Consider the following 17933-nt stretch of genomic DNA (forward strand, 5'->3'; position numbering starts at 1 on the left):
GGCTGGCTGGATCCAGGTCGGCTGAGTGTGGCTGCTGCGTGGGCGCTGGGTCGACAGAACAACTTTTTCATGGGAGTCGTGATGCAAAAACAATTCAAGCAGTGGATGTTGCTGGCCCTTTTCGTGCCGACATTGGCGATGGCACAGGCGCTGCCTGCCCAGGGCGGCGCGGCCTCGACCCCCAGTGCAGCGCCGATCGATCCGGCCAAGCAGGCCGCTATCAAGGACCTGCTCGATGCGATCGACGCACCGAAGCTGGTCGGCGCTATTGCCAACAGCGCACAAATGCAAGCCAAGCAACTGGTGCCGGCGATCCTGTCCGACGCGCTGACCGAAAACAAGGCGCTCAACGACAAGCAGAAGCAGGCCGCCGTGCCAACACTGCAAAAGCATGCGGTGCCCAAGCTCGTAGAAGCCGCCGGCACGGTATTTAGCAGCGAACCATTCCGCCAGGATGCGATGCAGGCGCAGTATGATGCGTATGCGAAGTACTATTCGACATCGGAAATCAAGGACCTGACGGCGTTCTACAAGAGCATGACCGGTCGCAAGTTCATCGAGGTGCAGGATCAGGTAGGCCGCGACGTGGTCAGTGGCCTGATGCAGAAGTACATGCCGGCATCGATCAAGGCGACGCGCGAGCAAGCCGATAAGGAAGTGGCCGCGGTCAAGGCGAAGTAACGTCGGCCGCGGATGCGCGCCGCCCCATGCAGGTGGCGTGGCGGCGCGTGAACGGTGGGGCGGGTGCCGCCAGCCGTTTGGCGGTGCCGCGATGGCGATGTCATCATGGCCGTTTGCGAGGCTGCAAGCGGCCATTGCTTTTTTCGACGCAGACGCGTTGTTTGCGTCCGTTTCACCCAGAGTGCCAAATGCGAGCGTTCAATTTTTCGGCGGGCCCCGCGGCGCTGCCTGAAGAGGTATTGCAACAGGCTGCCGACGAGATGCTCGATTGGCATGGCTGCGGCATGGGCGTGATGGAAATGAGCCACCGCGGCCGGGCGTTCTCATCGATCCACGAGCGGGCATTGCTCGATCTGCGGGAACTGCTGGCCGTGCCGGCCAGCCACCAGATCCTGTTCCTGCAAGGCGGCGGGCTCGGCGCGAACGCGATTGTGCCGATGAACCTGCTTGGCTCGCGCTCGAGCGCGGATTTCGTGTTGACCGGCGCGTGGACGCAGAAATCCTATCACGAGGCAAAGAAGTATTGCAGCGCGCATATTGCCGCATCGGGCAAGACTCATGCGGGCTTCACGCGGATGCCGGCAGTGTCGGAATGGCGGCTCAGCGATGATCCTGCGTACGTGCACGTGTGCTCGAACGAAACGATTGACGGCGTCGAAATGTTCGAGTTTCCCGACCTGGGCAATGTGCCGCTGGTGGTCGATGCGTCGTCGCACATTCTGTCGCGTCCGATGGACGTGGCCAAGTGCGGTGCATTGTTTGCCGGCGCGCAGAAGAACATCGGCATTGCCGGCTTGACGATCGTGATCGTGCGCGAGGATCTGCTGGATCGGGCGCTCGCGATTTGCCCGTCGGCGTTCGAGTGGAAGACGATTGCCGCGAACAACTCGATGTACAACACGCCCCCCACGTATGCAATCTATGTCGCCGGGCTGGTGTTTCAATGGCTGAAGCGTCAGGGTGGTCTTGCCGCGATCGAGGCGCGCAATATCGAGAAGGCCACGCTGCTGTATGACTTCATCGACGGCAGCGATTTTTACTCGAACAAGGTCGAACGCGGGTCGCGCTCCAGGATGAACGTGCCGTTCTTTCTCGCTGACGAATCGCGCAACGACGATTTCCTGGCCGGCGCGAACGCGCGGGGGCTATTGCAACTGAAGGGCCACAGGTCCGTTGGCGGCATGAGGGCATCGATTTACAACGCGGTGCCGTTGGACGGCGTCAAGGCGCTCGTCGAATACATGAAGGAATTCGAGCAACGCCGCGCCTGAGGTCGCATGGACCCAGGACCGGTTTTTCACGGGCCGATGTTGCGATGGACGAAGCACTGAATCTGAAACTTAAGCCATTGCGCGAGCGCATCGACGGGATCGACCGGCAATTGATCGCGCTGCTGAACCAGCGCGCGCAAGTTGCCCTCGAGGTCGGCGAGGTCAAGAAGGCGTATCACGCGCCCGTGTTCCGGCCGGAGCGCGAGCAGCAGGTGATCTCGCGTCTGCAAGCATTATCCGCCGGGCCGTTGGGCAGCGAGCATATCGCGTTGATCTGGCGCGAGATCATGGCGGCGAGCCGCCAACTTGAGAAAGCACAGCGGGCTGCGTACCTGGGCCCGGAGGGCACCTATAGCGAGCAGGCGATGCTCGGCTATTTCGGCCAGTCAATGATCGGCTTGCCGTGCGTGTCGATCGACGAGGTGTTCCGCTCGGCCGAGGCGGGGACAGCTGATTTTGGCGTCGTGCCTGTCGAGAATTCGACCGAAGGCGCAGTGTCGCGCACGCTGGACCTGTTGCTCGAGACGTCGCTGCAGATCAGCGGTGAACTATCGCTGCCGATCCGACATCATCTGCTCACGCAAAGTGGCACGTTGCAAGGGGTCACGCGGGTGTGCGCGCACGCGCAGGCGCTCGCGCAGTGCCAGAACTGGCTCTGTGTCAACGCGCCGCTGCTCGAGCGCCAGGCGGTGTCAAGCAATGCCGAGGCTGCCCGGGTGGCGGCGGCCGAGCCCACCGTCGCGGCGATCGCCAGCGAACGCGCCGGGACGCAGTACGGCTTGCAGACCGCGTTCGCGTTGATCCAGGACGATCCACGCAATCGTACGCGTTTTCTGATCATCGGCGGCGATCCGCCGGGTGCGACGGGCTGCGACAAGACGTCGGTGATCTTCTCGGTGAAGAACGAGTCGGGCGCCGTGTTCCGGATGCTCGAGCCGCTGGCACGGCATCGTGTATCGATGAGCCGTTTCGAATCGCGCCCGGCACGTAGCAGTGCGTGGGAGTATTTTTTCTATATTGATCTCGAAGGCCATCGGCACGACGCAGCGGTCGCGGCCGCGCTTGCCGAGTTGGAGCATGCCGGGGCCTATGTGAAGATACTCGGCTCCTATCCACGGGCCCGGTAGGGTCCGCGCCGGCGGGCCCTCCGGTGGCAGCCGGCGTCTGATCGCCATCGCCTGCCACGGCCGTTGGCCAACCTCGTCGTCATTTGTCTGGAGCCTGAAAATCCATGTCAGCCATGCAATACGGTCTGTCCCACGTGCGTGCGCTTGCCCCAAACCGAAGTGTTCGTCGCCGCGCTGCGAAAGGCACTGGCGCCGTGCTAATCCAGCACGCGCATACCGTGCACCTCATTAGACTATCGTATCGTGGCCGTGTTCTCTTTTAATAAACTTGTCGTCGTCGGCGTCGGGCTGATCGGCGGCTCATTGGCGTTGGCGCTGCGCGAGCGCCACGGCGGCACCGGCAAGATCGTCGGTGTCGGTCGCAGCGCCGGCTCGCTGCGCACGGCGCTCGAGCGGCGCGTCATCGATGAGGCGGTTTGGGTTGACGATAACGCCGCGCTGGCCGGCGCGTTGCGCGGCGCGGATCTGGTCGTGCTGGCGACGCCCGTTGCGCAGACCCGTGCGCTGCTCGAGGCTATCGCGCCGCACTTGGAGCGCTTCACGATCGTCACCGACGCGGGCAGCACGAAGCACGACGTCATTGCTGCCGCCCGCGCCGCGCTAGGCGCGCGGCTTGCGCAGTTCGTGCCCGGGCATCCGATCGCCGGGCGCGAATCCAGCGGGGTCGAGGCGGCGCTTGCCGACTTGTATGTGGGACGCAACGTGGTGTTGTGTCCGCTTGCGGAGAACCCGCGCGCCGTGGTGGACCGGGTGGCCGCCATGTGGGAGGCGAGCGGTGCCTCGCTGCATGAGATGACTGCGCAGCAGCACGATGCAGTTTTCGCCGCCGTCAGCCACTTGCCGCATGTGTTGTCGTTCACGCTCGTCGAGACGATCCTGCGTGCGCCGGACGCGGCGTTGAAGCTCTCGTTCGCTGGCGGGGGCTTTCGCGACTTCACGCGGATCGCGGCGTCGAGTCCGGAAATGTGGCGCGACATTTGCGTGGCCAACCGTGATGCGCTGCTGGATGGGATCGATGCTTACTCGGCCGTGCTCGCGACAGTGCGCGCGGCAATCGCTGCGGGCGACGGTGCGACGCTCGAAGCGCTGTTCGCGCGTTCGCGCAGTGCGCGAGCGCAATGGGGCCATGAGCGTGACGCGGCGTCCGGGCTCAAGCGGTGCTGAAAGGAGCTTCTATCATGGAATACCTCGACCTCGGACCCTACACGCGCGCGACCGGCACGGTGCGCTTGCCGGGCTCCAAGAGTATCTCGAACCGCGTGCTGCTGCTGGCGGCATTGGCTGAGGGCGTCACGACGATCGACAACCTGCTTGATTCGGACGACACCCGCGTCATGCTGGCCGCGCTCGAACAACTGGGCGTCGCGCTCAGGCATGACGCCGCGCAGTGGCGTTGCACCGTGACAGGCGCTGGGAGCGTGTTTCCGGTCAAGCGGGCGGCGTTGTTTCTCGGCAACGCGGGAACCGCCGTGCGGCCGCTGACCGCGGCGTTGGCGGTCATGGGCGGCGAGTACCGACTGCATGGCGTACCGAGAATGCACGAGCGTCCGATCGGTGACCTGGTGGATGGCCTGCGGCAACTCGGGGCGCGAATCGACTATGAAGGCCATCCGGGCTTTCCGCCGTTGCTCGTACATCCGGCATCGATTCGCGCGAACGCGCCGATTCGCGTGCGGGGCGACGTATCGAGCCAGTTCCTGACCGCGCTGCTCATCACGCTGCCGCTGGTGGAGACGGCTGGCGGCGAGGCGGTGGTCGAAGTCGAGGGCACGCTCATCTCCAAGCCGTATATTGAGATCACGATCCGCTTGATGGAGCGCTTCGGCGTGCATGTGCAGCGCGACGGCTGGCGGCGCTTTATCGTGCCGGCCGCCGGTCGCGCGCGCTACCGCTCGCCGGGCCGGATTGTTGTCGAAGGCGATGCGTCGTCGGCGTCCTATTTCCTCGCAGCCGGCGCGCTCGCCCATGGGCCGGTGCGTGTCGAAGGGGTCGGACGGGCCAGTATCCAGGGCGACGTGCGGTTTGCTGACGCATTGGTCCGCATGGGCGCGAACGTGATGATGGGCGACGACTGGATCGAGGTGCGCGGAGTCGAATCGGATGATGGCAAGCTGCAATCGCTGGACATGGATTTCAATCTAATTCCGGATGCCGCGATGACGATTGCAGTCGCCGCGTTGTTCGCCAGTGGCATAACGACGCTGCGCAACATCGGCAGCTGGCGCGTCAAGGAAACGGACCGGATCGCCGCCATGGCCAACGAACTGCGCAAACTAGGGGCGCACATTGAGGAAGGCGCGGACTACCTGCGTGTGGCGCCACCCGCCACGCTGACGCCCAATGCCGCGATCGACACGTATGATGACCATCGGATGGCAATGTGTTTCTCTCTGGTTAGCTTGGGTCATGTCCCGGTAAGGATTCACGATCCCAGTTGCGTCGGCAAGACGTTTCCCGATTATTTCGACAGATTTGCTGCGATTGCGCGTGCTTGATCCAGCGCTGGCGGTCGGGCAGTCCGCGTGTGTGCAGTCGGCCGTTTAAAGTATTTTAGTCTCTAAACAGAGTAATGAAGTCCAATCGTCCATATCATGAACCCGTGCCCGTCATCGCGATTGACGGGCCGACGGCATCCGGCAAGGGCACGGTCGCGCAACTGGTGGCGGCGCACCTGGGCTTTCATTTGCTGGACAGCGGCGCGTTGTACCGGCTGGCGGCGCTGGCGGCGCAGCGCTATGGCGTGGGCAAGGACGATGTCGCCGCGCTGGTAACGCTGATCGATGACCTTCATATCACCTTTCGCGAAGGCTGTGCGCAATTGGATGGCGTGGACGTCTCGACTGAAATTCGGCATGAAGCCGTCGGCAAGCTGGCCTCGGCGATTGCGGTACATGCGCCGGTGCGCGCCGCGCTGGTGGCCCGGCAGCGCGCATTCCGCAAGCCGCCTGGCCTGGTCGCGGACGGGCGCGACATGGGCACGGTCATTTTTACTGACGCGGTATTGAAGGTGTTTTTGACGGCAAGCGCGGAAGCCCGCGCGCAGAGGCGTTATAAACAATTGATACAAAAAGGGTTTTCTGCTAATATGGATAGCCTTCTGCGGGATCTGCGCGAGCGTGACACGCGCGACGCGACGCGCGCAAGCGCGCCACTGAAGCCGGCGGCGGACGCGCGCCTGCTCGATACGTCCGCATTGTCGATCGGCGAAGCGGTCGAGCGGGTCGTGGCCTGGTACCAGCAAATCGAGTCGGCCACCGGTGCCGCGAAGGCGGGCCATAGCCGGCAAGGTTCGCAGGCATGAGCGTTGCGGCCGTAATGGGCGTTGCGGCTGTACCGCGACGGACCGGGCAGTGATGCGTCGGCGCTGAGACTTCGTGGCGCCCGATGCAGTGGCAGTCAGTTGCAGTACCGTAGGTATTCCACGGTGACGTGGGATGTATTTTCAACCCTTAACCCCGCATGCGGTTGTCGGTGATCATGAAGCCGAGTCCCGTTATGCACCATTTCATTTTTATGTCCGACCTGCAAACCTCTAACCCGAATACCGAATCTTTTGCGGCTCTGTTCGAAGAGTCGCTGACCCGCCAGGACATGCGTGCAGGCGAAGTGATCTCCGCCGAGGTCGTGCGCGTTGACCACAATTTCGTGGTTGTCAACGCGGGTCTGAAGTCTGAAGCCTACATTCCGATCGAAGAGTTCCTGAATGATCAGGGCGAGGTTGAGGTGCAGGCGGGCGATTTCGTATCGGTCGCGATCGACGCCCTCGAGAATGGCTATGGCGATACGATCCTGTCACGCGACAAGGCCAAGCGCCTTGCTTCGTGGCTTGCGCTTGAAAAGGCACTGGACAACAATGAGCTCGTGACCGGCACGATCACCGGCAAGGTCAAGGGCGGCATGACCGTGATGGTCAACGGCATCCGTGCGTTCCTGCCCGGCTCGCTGGTTGACACCCGTCCGGTCAAGGACACGACGCCGTACGAGGGCAAGACGCTCGAGTTCCGCGTGATCAAGCTGGACCGCAAGCGCAACAACGTTGTGCTGTCGCGCCGCGCGGTGATCGAAGCCACGCAAGGCGAAGAGCGCGCGAAGCTGCTCGAGACGCTGAAGGAAGGCGCGATCGTCAATGGCGTCGTGAAGAACATCACTGACTACGGTGCGTTCGTCGACCTCGGCGGCATCGACGGCTTGCTGCACATCACCGATATCGCGTGGCGTCGTGTGCGCCATCCGAGCGAGGTGCTGTCCGTGGGCCAGGAAGTGACCGCGAAGATCCTGAAGTTTGATCAGGAAAAGAATCGTGTGTCGCTTGGCATCAAGCAACTTGGCGATGATCCGTGGGAAGGCATTTCGCGTCGCTACCCGTCCGGCACGCGGCTGTTCGGCAAGGTCACGAACATCACCGACTACGGTGCGTTCGTTGAGGTCGAGTCGGGCATTGAAGGCCTCGTGCACGTGTCCGAGATGGACTGGACCAACAAGAACGTCGCGCCGAGCAAGGTGGTGCAGCTCGGTGATGAAGTGGAAGTGATGGTGCTCGAGATCGACGAGGACCGCCGCCGTATCAGCCTCGGGATGAAGCAATGCAAGCCAAACCCGTGGGATGACTTCAGCCGCAACTTCAAGAAGGGCGACAAGATCACCGGCGCAATCAAGTCGATTACCGATTTCGGCGTGTTCATCGGCCTGCCGGGCGGGATTGATGGCCTGGTGCACTTGTCGGACCTGTCGTGGAGCGAATCCGGTGAGGAAGCGGTCCGCAAGTACAAGAAGGGCGACGAGGTCGAGGCCATGGTGCTCGGCATCGATGTCGAGAAGGAGCGCATCTCGCTGGGTATCAAGCAGCTGGAAGGCGATCCGTTCAACAACTTCGTGGCAATGAACGACAAGGGCTCCCTCGTCGATGGTACGGTCAAGGCCGTCGATCCGAAGGGGGCCGTGATTCAGTTGAGCGCTGACGTCGAAGGCTATCTGCGGGCGTCGGAGATCGCGCAGGATCGTGTCGAGGACGCGCGCAATGTGCTGAAGGAAGGTGACAAGGTCAACGCGATGGTCATCAACATTGATCGCAAATCGCGCGGCATCCAGCTGTCGATCAAGGCGAAGGATTCCGCCGAGCAGCAGGAAGCGATGCGCGGCCTGCAAGCCGACACCAGCGCGGCCGCCAGCGGCACGACCAACCTCGGTGCGTTGCTCAAGGCAAAGCTGGACGGTCAACAGAACCCGTAAGGCAGCATGACCAAATCCGAGTTGGTCGCTCAACTGGCGCTGCGATTTCCGCAACTTGTTTTAAAGGACGCGGATTTCGCAGTCAAGGCGATGCTCGATGCGATGTCCGACGCGCTTGCCAATGGTCATCGCATCGAGATACGCGGCTTTGGCAGCTTTGCACTGAATCGTCGTCCGGCCCGGGTCGGACGCAACCCCAAGTCTGGCGAACGAGTCCAGGTCCCGGAGAAATGGGTGCCGCACTTCAAGCCGGGCAAGGAGTTGCGCGAGCGGGTCGATGGCAAGGCCGGCCAACCGATGAAGGCCGACGGCGTTCAGGTGTCGGACGACGCATGACGTCAATATCGGGGAAAACCTGCTGTTTCGGCAATCATGGAAAAAGCGCCATTTGGCGCTTTTTCTTTTACTGGCCTGGCATTGCACGGCGCTGGCGGCCGGATGTGGCCAAACACGCATGCCGTTGGGCGCGCTAGTAGGTGAGTGCGAGCGCTTCCATTACAATACGGGCATTTTCCCGGTCCCCGGCCACGGTCCGGTTCCCTGCCACAGCCGGCCACCCGATGCGCGGGTGCGGGTTGTTTGTCTAATTCGCTGGCGATCCGCTGTCAGGTCGCCGTCATCGAGATTGCCCATGAAGCTCATTGTCTGGCTGATCCGTGTCATCGTATTCGTGTTGCTGCTGGTGCTGGCGCTTGCCAACACGCAAGGCGTGACACTGAACTTCCTGGCTGGCTATACGTGGAATGTGCCATTGATCGTGATCGGGCTCGCATTCTTCGTGGTCGGCCTGCTTGCCGGGCTGGTGTCGGCGCTGCCGGCGGTGCTTCGGCTGCGGCTCGAAAACGGCCGCCTCAAGCGCGAGTTGAAGACCGCCCGGCAGGCACCGGTGACGGCGGACGAGCCGCCAATGCCGCCGATCATCTGACGCGTCTGACGCGCGCGCCCAACGAATCACATTCATGGATCTTGATTTTTGGTGGTTGCTCATCATCCCGATGGCCTTCGGGCTGGGCTGGGTCGCGGCCCGCCATGACCTGAAACACCTGTTGTCCGAGAGCGCGAACTTGCCGCGCTCTTACTTCCGGGGCTTGAATTTCCTGCTCAATGAGCAACCAGATCAAGCAATCGATGCGTTCATCGAAGTGGTGAAGCTAGATCCGGAGACGACCGAGCTTCACTTTGCGTTGGGTAATTTGTTTCGTCGGCGCGGTGAGACGGAACGCGCGATCCGGGTTCATCAAAATCTGCTGTCGCGTGAGGATTTGCCGGCCAACGAGCGCGACCATGCGTTGTACGAGCTTGGCCAGGACTTCCTGAAGGCCGGGCTGCTCGATCGGGCGGAAGAGACTTTCCAGCGGTTGCACAGTGGGGGCTACGCACTCGGTGCGTTGCGGGCGCTGTTGACCCTTTTCGAAATTGAGAAGGACTGGCACAAGGCGATCGAGGCGGCGCAACGGATCGAAGCGATGGGCGTGCCACCGCTGGGCAAGGAGATTTCGCACTTCCACTGCGAGCTCGCGCAGGAAGCGTTGCAGCATAAGCGGATAGACGATGCGCGCAACGCATTGCAACAGGCGCTGCGATGTAACCCGAACAATGTGCGCGCGACGATCTTGAGTGGCGATGTTGAGATGGCGTGTCACGAGCCGATGCGGGCGCTTGAGCATTGGCGACAGGTCGAGCAGCAGAATCCCGCCTACTTGCCGCTGGTTGCCGACAAGCTGATGCAAGCGTATGCGGCGACCGGCCAGCCAGCGCAGGGCGCCACGCTGTTGATGCGCTATGTCGAGTCGTATCCGTCGAGCGATCTGCTCGACGCCGCCTACCCGCACATCGCCGATCAGTGCGGCGCGGATGCTGCGCATGCGCTGGCGCGTGCGCAGATGCAGAAGTCGCCCAACTTGGCAGGCATGACGCGGCTGCTGGAAGCGCAGATCGCAGTGGCCGAGCCGCCCCGCAAGGGCGAGTTGGAACTGATGCGCACGTTGATCCGGCAGCGCACGAAGAACCTGCCGCGATATACGTGCCAGAATTGCGGCTTCCGGGCGCGGTTATTCTACTGGCAGTGCCCCGGCTGCAGCGGCTGGGAAACCTATGCGCCGCGGCGGGTCGAGCCGATCGCGTCGGCGACTTGACGGTGCACGACACGCCGAGCGTGATCGGCGTGCGGCCCTGGCAAAAGGACCGTGAATCTCATCGGATTTGAATAAGCATGAAAATCACCATTATTGGCACGGGCTATGTCGGCCTGGTCACGGGCGCGTGCCTGGCGGAGTTGGGTAACGACGTGTTCTGCCTGGACGTGGATCCGCGCAAGATCGAGACTTTGAATGGCGGGGGCGTGCCGATCCACGAGCCGGGGCTCAAGGAGCTGATCGATCGCAACCGCGCGGCGGGGCGGTTGCAGTTCTCCACGCAGGTGGAGGCGAGCGTGGCGCACGGGGAGGTGCAGTTCATCGCGGTGGGCACGCCGCCGGACGAGGATGGCTCGGCGGATCTCCAATACGTGCTGGCAGCGGCGCGCAACATTGGCCGGCACATGCAGGGCTTCAAGGTGATCGTGGACAAATCAACGGTGCCGGTGGGCACGGCCGAGCGGGTGGGCGCGGTGGTGGCCCAGGAGTTGGCGCGGCGCGCAGTGGGACACGGTTTCTCGGTGGTGTCCAATCCGGAGTTCTTGAAGGAGGGCGCGGCGGTGGACGATTTCATGCGTCCGGACCGGATCGTGATCGGCAGCGACAAGGACGAGGCCGGCGAGTACGCGCGCGAGCAGATGAAGCGGCTGTACAAGCCGTTCAACCGGAACCACGAGCGCACGATGTACATGGACGTTCGCTCGGCGGAGTTCACTAAGTATGCGGCCAACGCGATGCTGGCCACGCGGATCTCGTTCATGAACGAACTGGCGAACCTAGCGGACCGGGTGGGGGCGGACATCGAGGCGGTGCGCCGGGGGATCGGCTCGGACCCGCGCATCGGCTACAGCTTTCTGTACGCGGGGGCGGGCTACGGCGGCTCGTGCTTTCCGAAGGACGTGCAGGCGCTGATGCGCACGGCAGGCGAGTATGGGCGCACGCTGCGGATCCTGGAGGCGGTGGAGGCCGTGAACGAGGCGCAAAAGAGCGTGCTGGTAGACAAGATCACGGCGCGGCTAGGACAGGACTTGAGCGGGCGCGCGGTGGCGGTGTGGGGGCTGGCGTTCAAACCGAATACGGATGACATGCGCGAGGCGCCGAGCCGCACGTTGATCACGGCGCTGCTCAGACGCGGGGCGACGGTGCGCGCGTACGACCCGGTAGCGATGCAGGAGGCGCAGCGGGTATTGGCGCTGGATCTGCGGGATGAGCCACAAGCGCAGGCGCGGCTGTCGTTCGCCAATACGCAAGCCGAGGCGGTGGACGGCGCGCACGCACTGGTGATCATGACCGAGTGGAAGGCGTTCAAGAGCCCGGACTTCAACGCGCTCAAGCGCGCGCTGAAGGCGCCGTTGGTGTTCGACGGACGCAACCTGTACGAGCCCGATGCGATGGCCGAGCTCGGCATCGAATACCACGCGATTGGCCGCGGCGCGGTGCCGGCCAACGCAACGTTCAGCGAGGCGCAGCGTGTCTGACAAGCCGATTTCGCGCGCTACGCTGCATGCCGCGGCCCAAGCCGCTACCCTCGGCGCGGCGCACGCAGCGCAGCAGGTGCCGACTGTGCGGCGGCCACGGCTCGCCGCGTCGCGCGTGCTGGTCGTCGGCGACGTGATGCTGGATCGCTATTGGTTCGGTGATGTCACACGGATCTCGCCAGAGGCGCCGGTGCCCGTTGTCCACGTGCAGCGCACGGAGGATCGCCTGGGCGGTGCCGCAAACGTCGCGTGCAACGTATCGGCGCTTGGCGCTCAGGCGGGACTGCTGTGTGTGGTGGGACATGACGAGCCGGGCGAGCGTATCGTCGAGTTGCTCGGCGAGAGCAGCGTGAACGCCCACCTGGAGCGAGACCCCGCGTTGCCGACGACGATCAAGCTGCGCATCCTGTCACGCCAGCAACAATTGCTGCGGATCGATTTTGAAAAGACGCCGGCGCACGAGGTATTACTGGCTGGACTGGTGAAGTTCGAGACGCTGCTGCCCGGCCATGATGTCGTGTTGTTGTCCGATTACGCGAAAGGCGGCTTAACCCACGTGACGCGTATGATCGAGACCGCGCGGGCGGCCGGCAAGCCCGTGTTGGTCGACCCGAAGGGAGACGACTGGGCGCGCTACCGCGGTGCCACGCTGATCACGCCGAACCGGGCGGAATTGACCGAGATCGTTGGCCGCTGGAAGTCCGAGGCTGACCTGCATGCGCGCGTGGATGCATTGCGCGCGTCGCTGCAGCTTCGCGCATTGCTGCTGACCCGTTCGGAAGAGGGCATGACGCTGTTTACCGATGCCGGCGTGCTGCACGAATCGGCGCGCGCACGCGAAGTGTATGACGTGTCGGGCGCGGGCGACACGGTCATCGCGACGTTGGCGGCCATGCTCGGCGCCGGCGTGCCGCTTGCCGAAGCGGTTCGCCATGCGAATCGCGCCGCCGGCATCGTGGTCGGCAAGCTCGGTACCGCGCTCGTGAGCTACGACGAACTGTTTCCCGACGAGCCGGCATCGGCACTGATGTGCGGCCCCTGTCTGACCTGATTCCACGGATGCGCAATTCATGACCATCATCGTTACCGGCGCGGCCGGCTTCATTGGCAGCAACATCGTCAAAGGATTGAACGAGCGCGGTGAACGCCGAATCATCGCCGTCGACAATCTGACGCGCGCGGATAAGTTCCGCAACCTCGTCGATTGCGAGATCGACGACTACATCGACAAGCGCGAGTTTGTCGAGCGCTTGCGCCGTCATGACTTCGGCAAGGTGCGTGCGGTATTTCACGAAGGCGCGTGCTCCGACACAATGGAAACAGACGGGCGCTACATGATGGACAACAATTTCACGTACAGCCGCGCGGTGCTGGAGGCCTGCGTCGGGCAGCGCGCACAATTCCTATACGCATCGTCCGCGGCGATCTACGGCGGTTCGACGAAGTTTGTCGAGGAGCGGGGCGCTGAAAGCCCGTTGAACGTCTACGGCTATTCAAAGTTTCTGTTCGACCAGGTCGTACGGCGTATGCTGCCCGACGCAGCAAGCCAGATCGTCGGCTTTCGCTATTTCAACGTCTACGGTCCTCGCGAGACGCACAAGGGGCGCATGGCGTCGGTGGCGTTCCATAACTTCAACGAGTTTCGTGCGCAACGCCACGTCAAGCTGTTCGGTGAATACAATGGCTATGCGGCCGGCGAACAGACGCGGGATTTCGTGTCCGTCGAGGACGTCGTCAAGGTGAACCTGTTCTTCTTCGATCATCCAGATAAGTCGGGCATCTTCAACCTTGGCACGGGCCGTGCGCAACCGTTCAACGATATTGCGATGACTGTCGTCAACACGTTGCGCGAGCTGGATGGCAAGCCAGCGTTGTCGCTTCCCGAACTGGTCCAGGATGGCACGATCGAGTACATCACATTTCCGGACGCACTGCGCGGCAAGTACCAGTGCTTTACCCAGGCTGACCTCACTAAGCTGCGCGCTGCCGGCTATGAGGCGCCGTTTTTGACCGTGCAGGAAGGCGTGGCGCGCTACGTGCGCTGGCTGAACGGCTGACTGTGGCGGCACCCCCGTTCTTCGTAGACTGGTAGCCTGTGTCGGCGATGTCCGCCGGCGCGAGTTCGTCGGGGGATTCGATGGGTACGCTTTTGAATACGCTAAACGCGCCGCGCATGGCGGTGGTGCTGTGGTTGGCCGCGGGCTTAGCCGCAGCGTCGCCACGCGTGCAGATCAACGCCGCGGATGACGCGATGCTGCAGGCGATCCATGGGATCGGTCCGTCCACTGCGCAGGCCATTATCGAGGCCCGGGACGCGCACGGACCGTTCAGCAGTGCAGACGACCTCGTGCGACGCGTCAAGCGCGTGGGTGCGAAGTCGGTGGCGAAGTGGCAGGCACAGGGCTTGGTTTTCGATGCCGCGCCGCCGCAGTGGCACTGCGCGCCTGCAGCCGCGGCCGCGCGGTAACCCGCATGGCCGCCACGGGGTGCGAGCGCGCGTGCGGGGTTGCGCTTTACAATAAAAAATTGCTACCTTCCCGTACAAGTGCAGCCATGGCTTATAAAACAATTCAAGACACAATCGGCAACACGCCGCTCGTTCAATTGGTCAGGCTGCCTGACGACGACATCCGCAGCCGGGGCAACGTGATTCTGGCCAAGCTCGAGGGAAATAATCCGGCCGGATCGGTGAAGGACCGTCCCGCGCTGTCGATGATCAGCAAGGCTGAGCAACGCGGTCGCATCAAGCCCGGGGATACGCTGATCGAGGCGACCAGCGGCAACACGGGCATCGCGCTAGCAATGGCTGCAGCGATCCGGGGCTACAAGATGGTGCTATTGATGCCGGAGGATCTGTCGGTCGAGCGTCAGCAGAGCATGGCCGCGTATGGCGCGCAGATTGTGCTGACGCCGGTCAAGGGCGGCATGGAGTATGCACGCGACCTGGCCGAGCAAATGCAGCGCGACGGCAAGGGCGTGATACTCGACCAATTCGCCAACCCGGATAACCCGGTTGCACACTACGAGGGCACCGGGCCAGAGATCTGGCGTGATACCGATGGGCGTGTTACGCATTTCGTCTCGGCTATGGGCACCACTGGCACGATCATGGGCGTGTCGCAATACCTGAAGGAGCAGAACGTGCGCATCGAAATCATCGGCGCGCAACCGGACGAGGGTTCCCGTATCCCGGGCATTCGCAAGTGGCCAGACGCGTATCTGCCGAAGATCTTCGAGCGCGCGCGAGTGGACCGCATCGAGAACGTGAGCCAGCCGGCATCGGAGGCGATGGCGCGCCGGATGGCCGCCGTCGAAGGCATTTTCTGTGGTATTTCGTCCGGTGGCGCCTGCGAGGTCGCGCTGCGCATCGCGCGGCAAACGCGGAATGCGACGATCGTGTTCTGCGTTTGCGACCGCGGCGACCGCTACCTGTCCACAGGCGTGTTCTCCGCGTAGCGCTACTGCAGCGCGGACGGCGCAGCGGATGCCGCCGGCCGAAGCGTCGTCGCGGAAAGGGCTTGCATCTGCGCCTTGACCCGTTCGCCCAGTTGATACACCGCCAGTGCATAAAAGAAGCTGCGGTTGTAGCGAGTTAACACGTAGAAATTCCTTAACCCGAGCAGGTATTGCGTGGGTTGCCCGGGGGTGGGCAGTTCGACCACGGCCACGGGTGTCCCGGCTTCGCTCGCCGTATCGACGCCGTGTTCGTCGAGCAGCATGCCGGCGCGCAACAGTTGTTGCAGCGTCCAGCGGGGGGCGGCCTGTCCGTCCGCGGCGGCCTGCGCAATGCCAATGCTGCCGGCATCCGCGCAAATGTGCCATATGACCGGCCGGCCGCTTTCCCAGCCGTGCTGCTTCAGATAGTTTGCGATGCTGCCGATTGCATCGGCCGGGCTGTTGCGCAAGTCGATACGGTGATTGCCCTCATAATCGAGCGCGTATTCGATGATGCTGCTCGGCAGGAACTGCGGGATGCCGATTGCGCCCGTATAGGAGCCCAGCACCGTGGTCGGGTCGATGCCGGCACTGCGGGTCCAGACCAGGAAGTCCTCTAGGTTCTTGCGGAACAGCGCCATGCGTTGCGTGCGATTGGGCGTGTCCGGATAATCGAACGCGAGGGTGGTCAGCGTGTCGAGCACGCGGAAGTTGCCCATGTACCGGCCATACAATGTTTCGACGCCGATAATGCCGACGATCACTTCTGGCGGCACGCCGAATTGTTCACTGGCCCGTTGCAGTACCGCCGCGTTTTGCTGCCAGAATTTCACCCCCGCGTTGATGCGCATCGGTTCTATGAAGCGTGCTTGGTATGCCTGCCAATCCTTGATCGTTGGCGTCGCAGCGGGAAGCACCAGCTTGACCGCGGTTTTCGAATACACGGCCTGGTTGAACAGCGCGTGCAGTGCGTTCGAATCGAAATCGTACCGGGCGACCATGTCGTTGATGAATGCATCGACATTCGGATTGGCCGCATAGCGCTGCGGTACGATTTCCTCCTCGAACGTCTGGCCTGGCGGCACCGGTGCCTGCGCTCGCGCCTGGGCGACGATCATCGGCCGAGCGTCGCTTGGCGCCGTGCTGATCGGCGCGGCGAGCGCCGCGCCATGCGCGGTGGCGAACATGAGCAGCAACGCCTGTGGCCCGCGGGTCATCACGCGATGGGGTCTCGATTGGGAACGGGGACAACGGCGGCACGACAGTAGGTTGAACAAGACAGACAAGACAGTCATGGCAAGGCGTGGCAAGTAAAGCAGCGAACGAATACGGCAGTGCGTTGGTGTTGGCTAGGCAATGCGTCGGTGCGCAAAGGGCGGCACGCCGGGTGGACAAGGTCAACGCAGTATAACCGAGGGTGGTGTGGTAACTTAATCAAAAGGTCGCCGTATGCGGTGGCCGGGACCAACAAGAAGGCGCGTGTCAAGAAGGCGGCGCGTCGCGGGCGCGTTTATAACCCAACCGACCGTATTGCGATGGCAACAGGTTTCTTCACCCACCCGGAATGTCGGCTGCACGAAATGGGTCAGTGGCATCCGGAATGCCCGGCGCGTTTGTCCGCAATCGAGGATCAGCTGATTGCCAACGGCATCAATCCGCTGATCCAACACGAGTTGGCCCCGTTGGCGGACGAAGCGTCGCTTGCTCGAGTCCATACGCGCGCGCACATCGATTTTGTGCGCGGCACTGCACCTGAGCAGGGCTATGCGGAAATCGACGCTGATACGCAGATGAATCCTCATAGCTGGCGAGCGGCGTTGCGCTCCGCCGGCGCGTCGGTGGCGGCCACGGACGCGGTCATTGCGGGCCGCTACGACAATGCCTTTTGCAGCGTGCGTCCGCCCGGCCATCATGCCGAACCGGCTCGGGCAATGGGTTTTTGCTTCTTCAACAATGTCGCGATTGCGGCGCGTCATGCGTTGGACGTGCACGGGCTGGCGCGCGTGGCGATCATTGATTTTGATGTCCATCACGGCAACGGAACCGAAGCCGCATTCGCTGGCGACGAGCGGGTATTGATGTGCAGCTTCTTCCAGCATCCTTTCTACCCGTTCAGTGGTTTTGACAATCAGGCGCCGAACATGGTGAATGTGCCCATGCCGGCCCGCACGCGGGGCATGGAGGTACGCGAGGCCATCGACTTGATCTGGCTGCCACGGCTTGATGCGTTCCGACCGCAGATGATATTCGTATCGGCCGGTTTCGACGCGCACCGCGAGGACGAACTCGGCAACATGGGGCTCATCGAGGGTGACTACGCATGGATCACGCGGCAAGTGCGCGATGTCGCCGTGCGTCACGCGAACGGGCGCATCGTCAGTTGCCTGGAGGGTGGCTACAACCTGTCGGCGCTCGGCCGCAGCGTCGTTGCGCACCTGAAAGCGCTGGCCAGTCTGTAGCGCCTGTTATCCGTAGGTCGGCGGCCTGCAGCGCCATGGGGTCGCGCCCAACTTCGCATCAAGCCAGGCCAGCAGCGTCGCGTCGTCGCGCGCAAGCAGCGTCGTGTCAATGCTTGCA

17 protein-coding genes are annotated in these 17933 nt (G+C 63.0%); 16 read left to right on the forward strand and 1 reads right to left on the reverse strand.

What is annotated here, in order from left to right:
• Positions 1-81: 81 nt before the first annotated feature.
• From KQH60_RS03380 to cysM, 15 genes are all read left to right on the forward strand, one after another.
• On the forward strand, positions 82-681 hold the full coding sequence (locus KQH60_RS03380) for a DUF2059 domain-containing protein (protein WP_237575155.1): 600 nt from the start codon (positions 82-84) through the stop codon (positions 679-681).
• Positions 682-869: 188 nt separating this feature from the next.
• Positions 870-1952 (forward strand): 3-phosphoserine/phosphohydroxythreonine transaminase, encoded by a 1083-nt coding sequence (gene serC / locus KQH60_RS03385; RefSeq protein WP_237575156.1) that lies wholly within the window; start codon positions 870-872, stop codon positions 1950-1952.
• A 44-nt stretch (positions 1953-1996) separates the two neighbouring features.
• Positions 1997-3079, forward strand: a complete 1083-nt coding sequence (gene pheA / locus KQH60_RS03390) for a prephenate dehydratase (RefSeq protein ID WP_237575157.1) — start codon at positions 1997-1999, stop codon at positions 3077-3079.
• Between the two features lie 243 nt (positions 3080-3322).
• Positions 3323-4243 (forward strand): prephenate dehydrogenase/arogenate dehydrogenase family protein, encoded by a 921-nt coding sequence (locus KQH60_RS03395; RefSeq protein ID WP_237575158.1) that lies wholly within the window; start codon positions 3323-3325, stop codon positions 4241-4243.
• A gap of 14 nt (positions 4244-4257) precedes the next feature.
• Positions 4258-5574 (forward strand): 3-phosphoshikimate 1-carboxyvinyltransferase, encoded by a 1317-nt coding sequence (aroA, locus tag KQH60_RS03400; RefSeq protein ID WP_237575159.1) that lies wholly within the window; start codon positions 4258-4260, stop codon positions 5572-5574.
• Positions 5575-5648: 74 nt separating this feature from the next.
• On the forward strand, positions 5649-6380 hold the full coding sequence (gene cmk / locus KQH60_RS03405; protein ID WP_237575160.1) for a (d)CMP kinase: 732 nt from the start codon (positions 5649-5651) through the stop codon (positions 6378-6380).
• Between the two features lie 194 nt (positions 6381-6574).
• Complete coding sequence (rpsA, locus tag KQH60_RS03410; RefSeq protein ID WP_368669315.1) at positions 6575-8308, forward strand: 30S ribosomal protein S1; 1734 nt, start codon at positions 6575-6577, stop codon at positions 8306-8308.
• Between the two features lie 6 nt (positions 8309-8314).
• Positions 8315-8644 carry an integration host factor subunit beta gene (locus KQH60_RS03415; protein WP_237575161.1) on the forward strand — a complete coding sequence of 110 codons (330 nt, stop codon included), beginning with the start codon at positions 8315-8317 and terminating at the stop codon, positions 8642-8644.
• A 295-nt stretch (positions 8645-8939) separates the two neighbouring features.
• Positions 8940-9233, forward strand: coding sequence for a lipopolysaccharide assembly LapA domain-containing protein (locus KQH60_RS03420; protein ID WP_237575162.1), 294 nt, complete (start codon positions 8940-8942; stop codon positions 9231-9233).
• 34 nt (positions 9234-9267) lie between these two features.
• Positions 9268-10443, forward strand: coding sequence for a lipopolysaccharide assembly protein LapB (lapB, locus tag KQH60_RS03425; protein WP_237575163.1), 1176 nt, complete (start codon positions 9268-9270; stop codon positions 10441-10443).
• A 77-nt stretch (positions 10444-10520) separates the two neighbouring features.
• Positions 10521-11921 (forward strand): UDP-glucose/GDP-mannose dehydrogenase family protein, encoded by a 1401-nt coding sequence (locus tag KQH60_RS03430; RefSeq protein ID WP_237575164.1) that lies wholly within the window; start codon positions 10521-10523, stop codon positions 11919-11921.
• A 7-nt stretch (positions 11922-11928) separates the two neighbouring features.
• Positions 11929-12972, forward strand: coding sequence for a D-glycero-beta-D-manno-heptose-7-phosphate kinase (rfaE1, locus tag KQH60_RS03435; RefSeq protein ID WP_237575301.1), 1044 nt, complete (start codon positions 11929-11931; stop codon positions 12970-12972).
• A gap of 19 nt (positions 12973-12991) precedes the next feature.
• Positions 12992-13978 carry an ADP-glyceromanno-heptose 6-epimerase gene (gene rfaD, locus KQH60_RS03440; protein ID WP_237575165.1) on the forward strand — a complete coding sequence of 329 codons (987 nt, stop codon included), beginning with the start codon at positions 12992-12994 and terminating at the stop codon, positions 13976-13978.
• An 80-nt stretch (positions 13979-14058) separates the two neighbouring features.
• On the forward strand, positions 14059-14388 hold the full coding sequence (locus tag KQH60_RS03445; protein ID WP_237575166.1) for a helix-hairpin-helix domain-containing protein: 330 nt from the start codon (positions 14059-14061) through the stop codon (positions 14386-14388).
• Between the two features lie 86 nt (positions 14389-14474).
• Positions 14475-15377, forward strand: coding sequence for a cysteine synthase CysM (cysM, locus tag KQH60_RS03450; RefSeq protein WP_237575167.1), 903 nt, complete (start codon positions 14475-14477; stop codon positions 15375-15377).
• A gap of 2 nt (positions 15378-15379) precedes the next feature.
• Here cysM and mltB read toward each other — a convergent pair whose 3' ends face one another.
• Complete coding sequence (mltB, locus tag KQH60_RS03455; RefSeq protein ID WP_237575302.1) at positions 15380-16543, reverse strand: lytic murein transglycosylase B; 1164 nt, start codon at positions 16541-16543, stop codon at positions 15380-15382.
• 348 nt (positions 16544-16891) lie between these two features.
• Here mltB and KQH60_RS03460 point away from each other — a divergent pair, with 348 nt between their 5' ends.
• Positions 16892-17815 (forward strand): histone deacetylase family protein, encoded by a 924-nt coding sequence (locus KQH60_RS03460; protein ID WP_237575168.1) that lies wholly within the window; start codon positions 16892-16894, stop codon positions 17813-17815.
• The last annotated feature ends 118 nt before the right edge of the window (positions 17816-17933 follow it).

This window comes from Mycetohabitans sp. B8, from assembly GCF_021991875.1.
Lineage (GTDB): Bacteria > Pseudomonadota > Gammaproteobacteria > Burkholderiales > Burkholderiaceae > Mycetohabitans.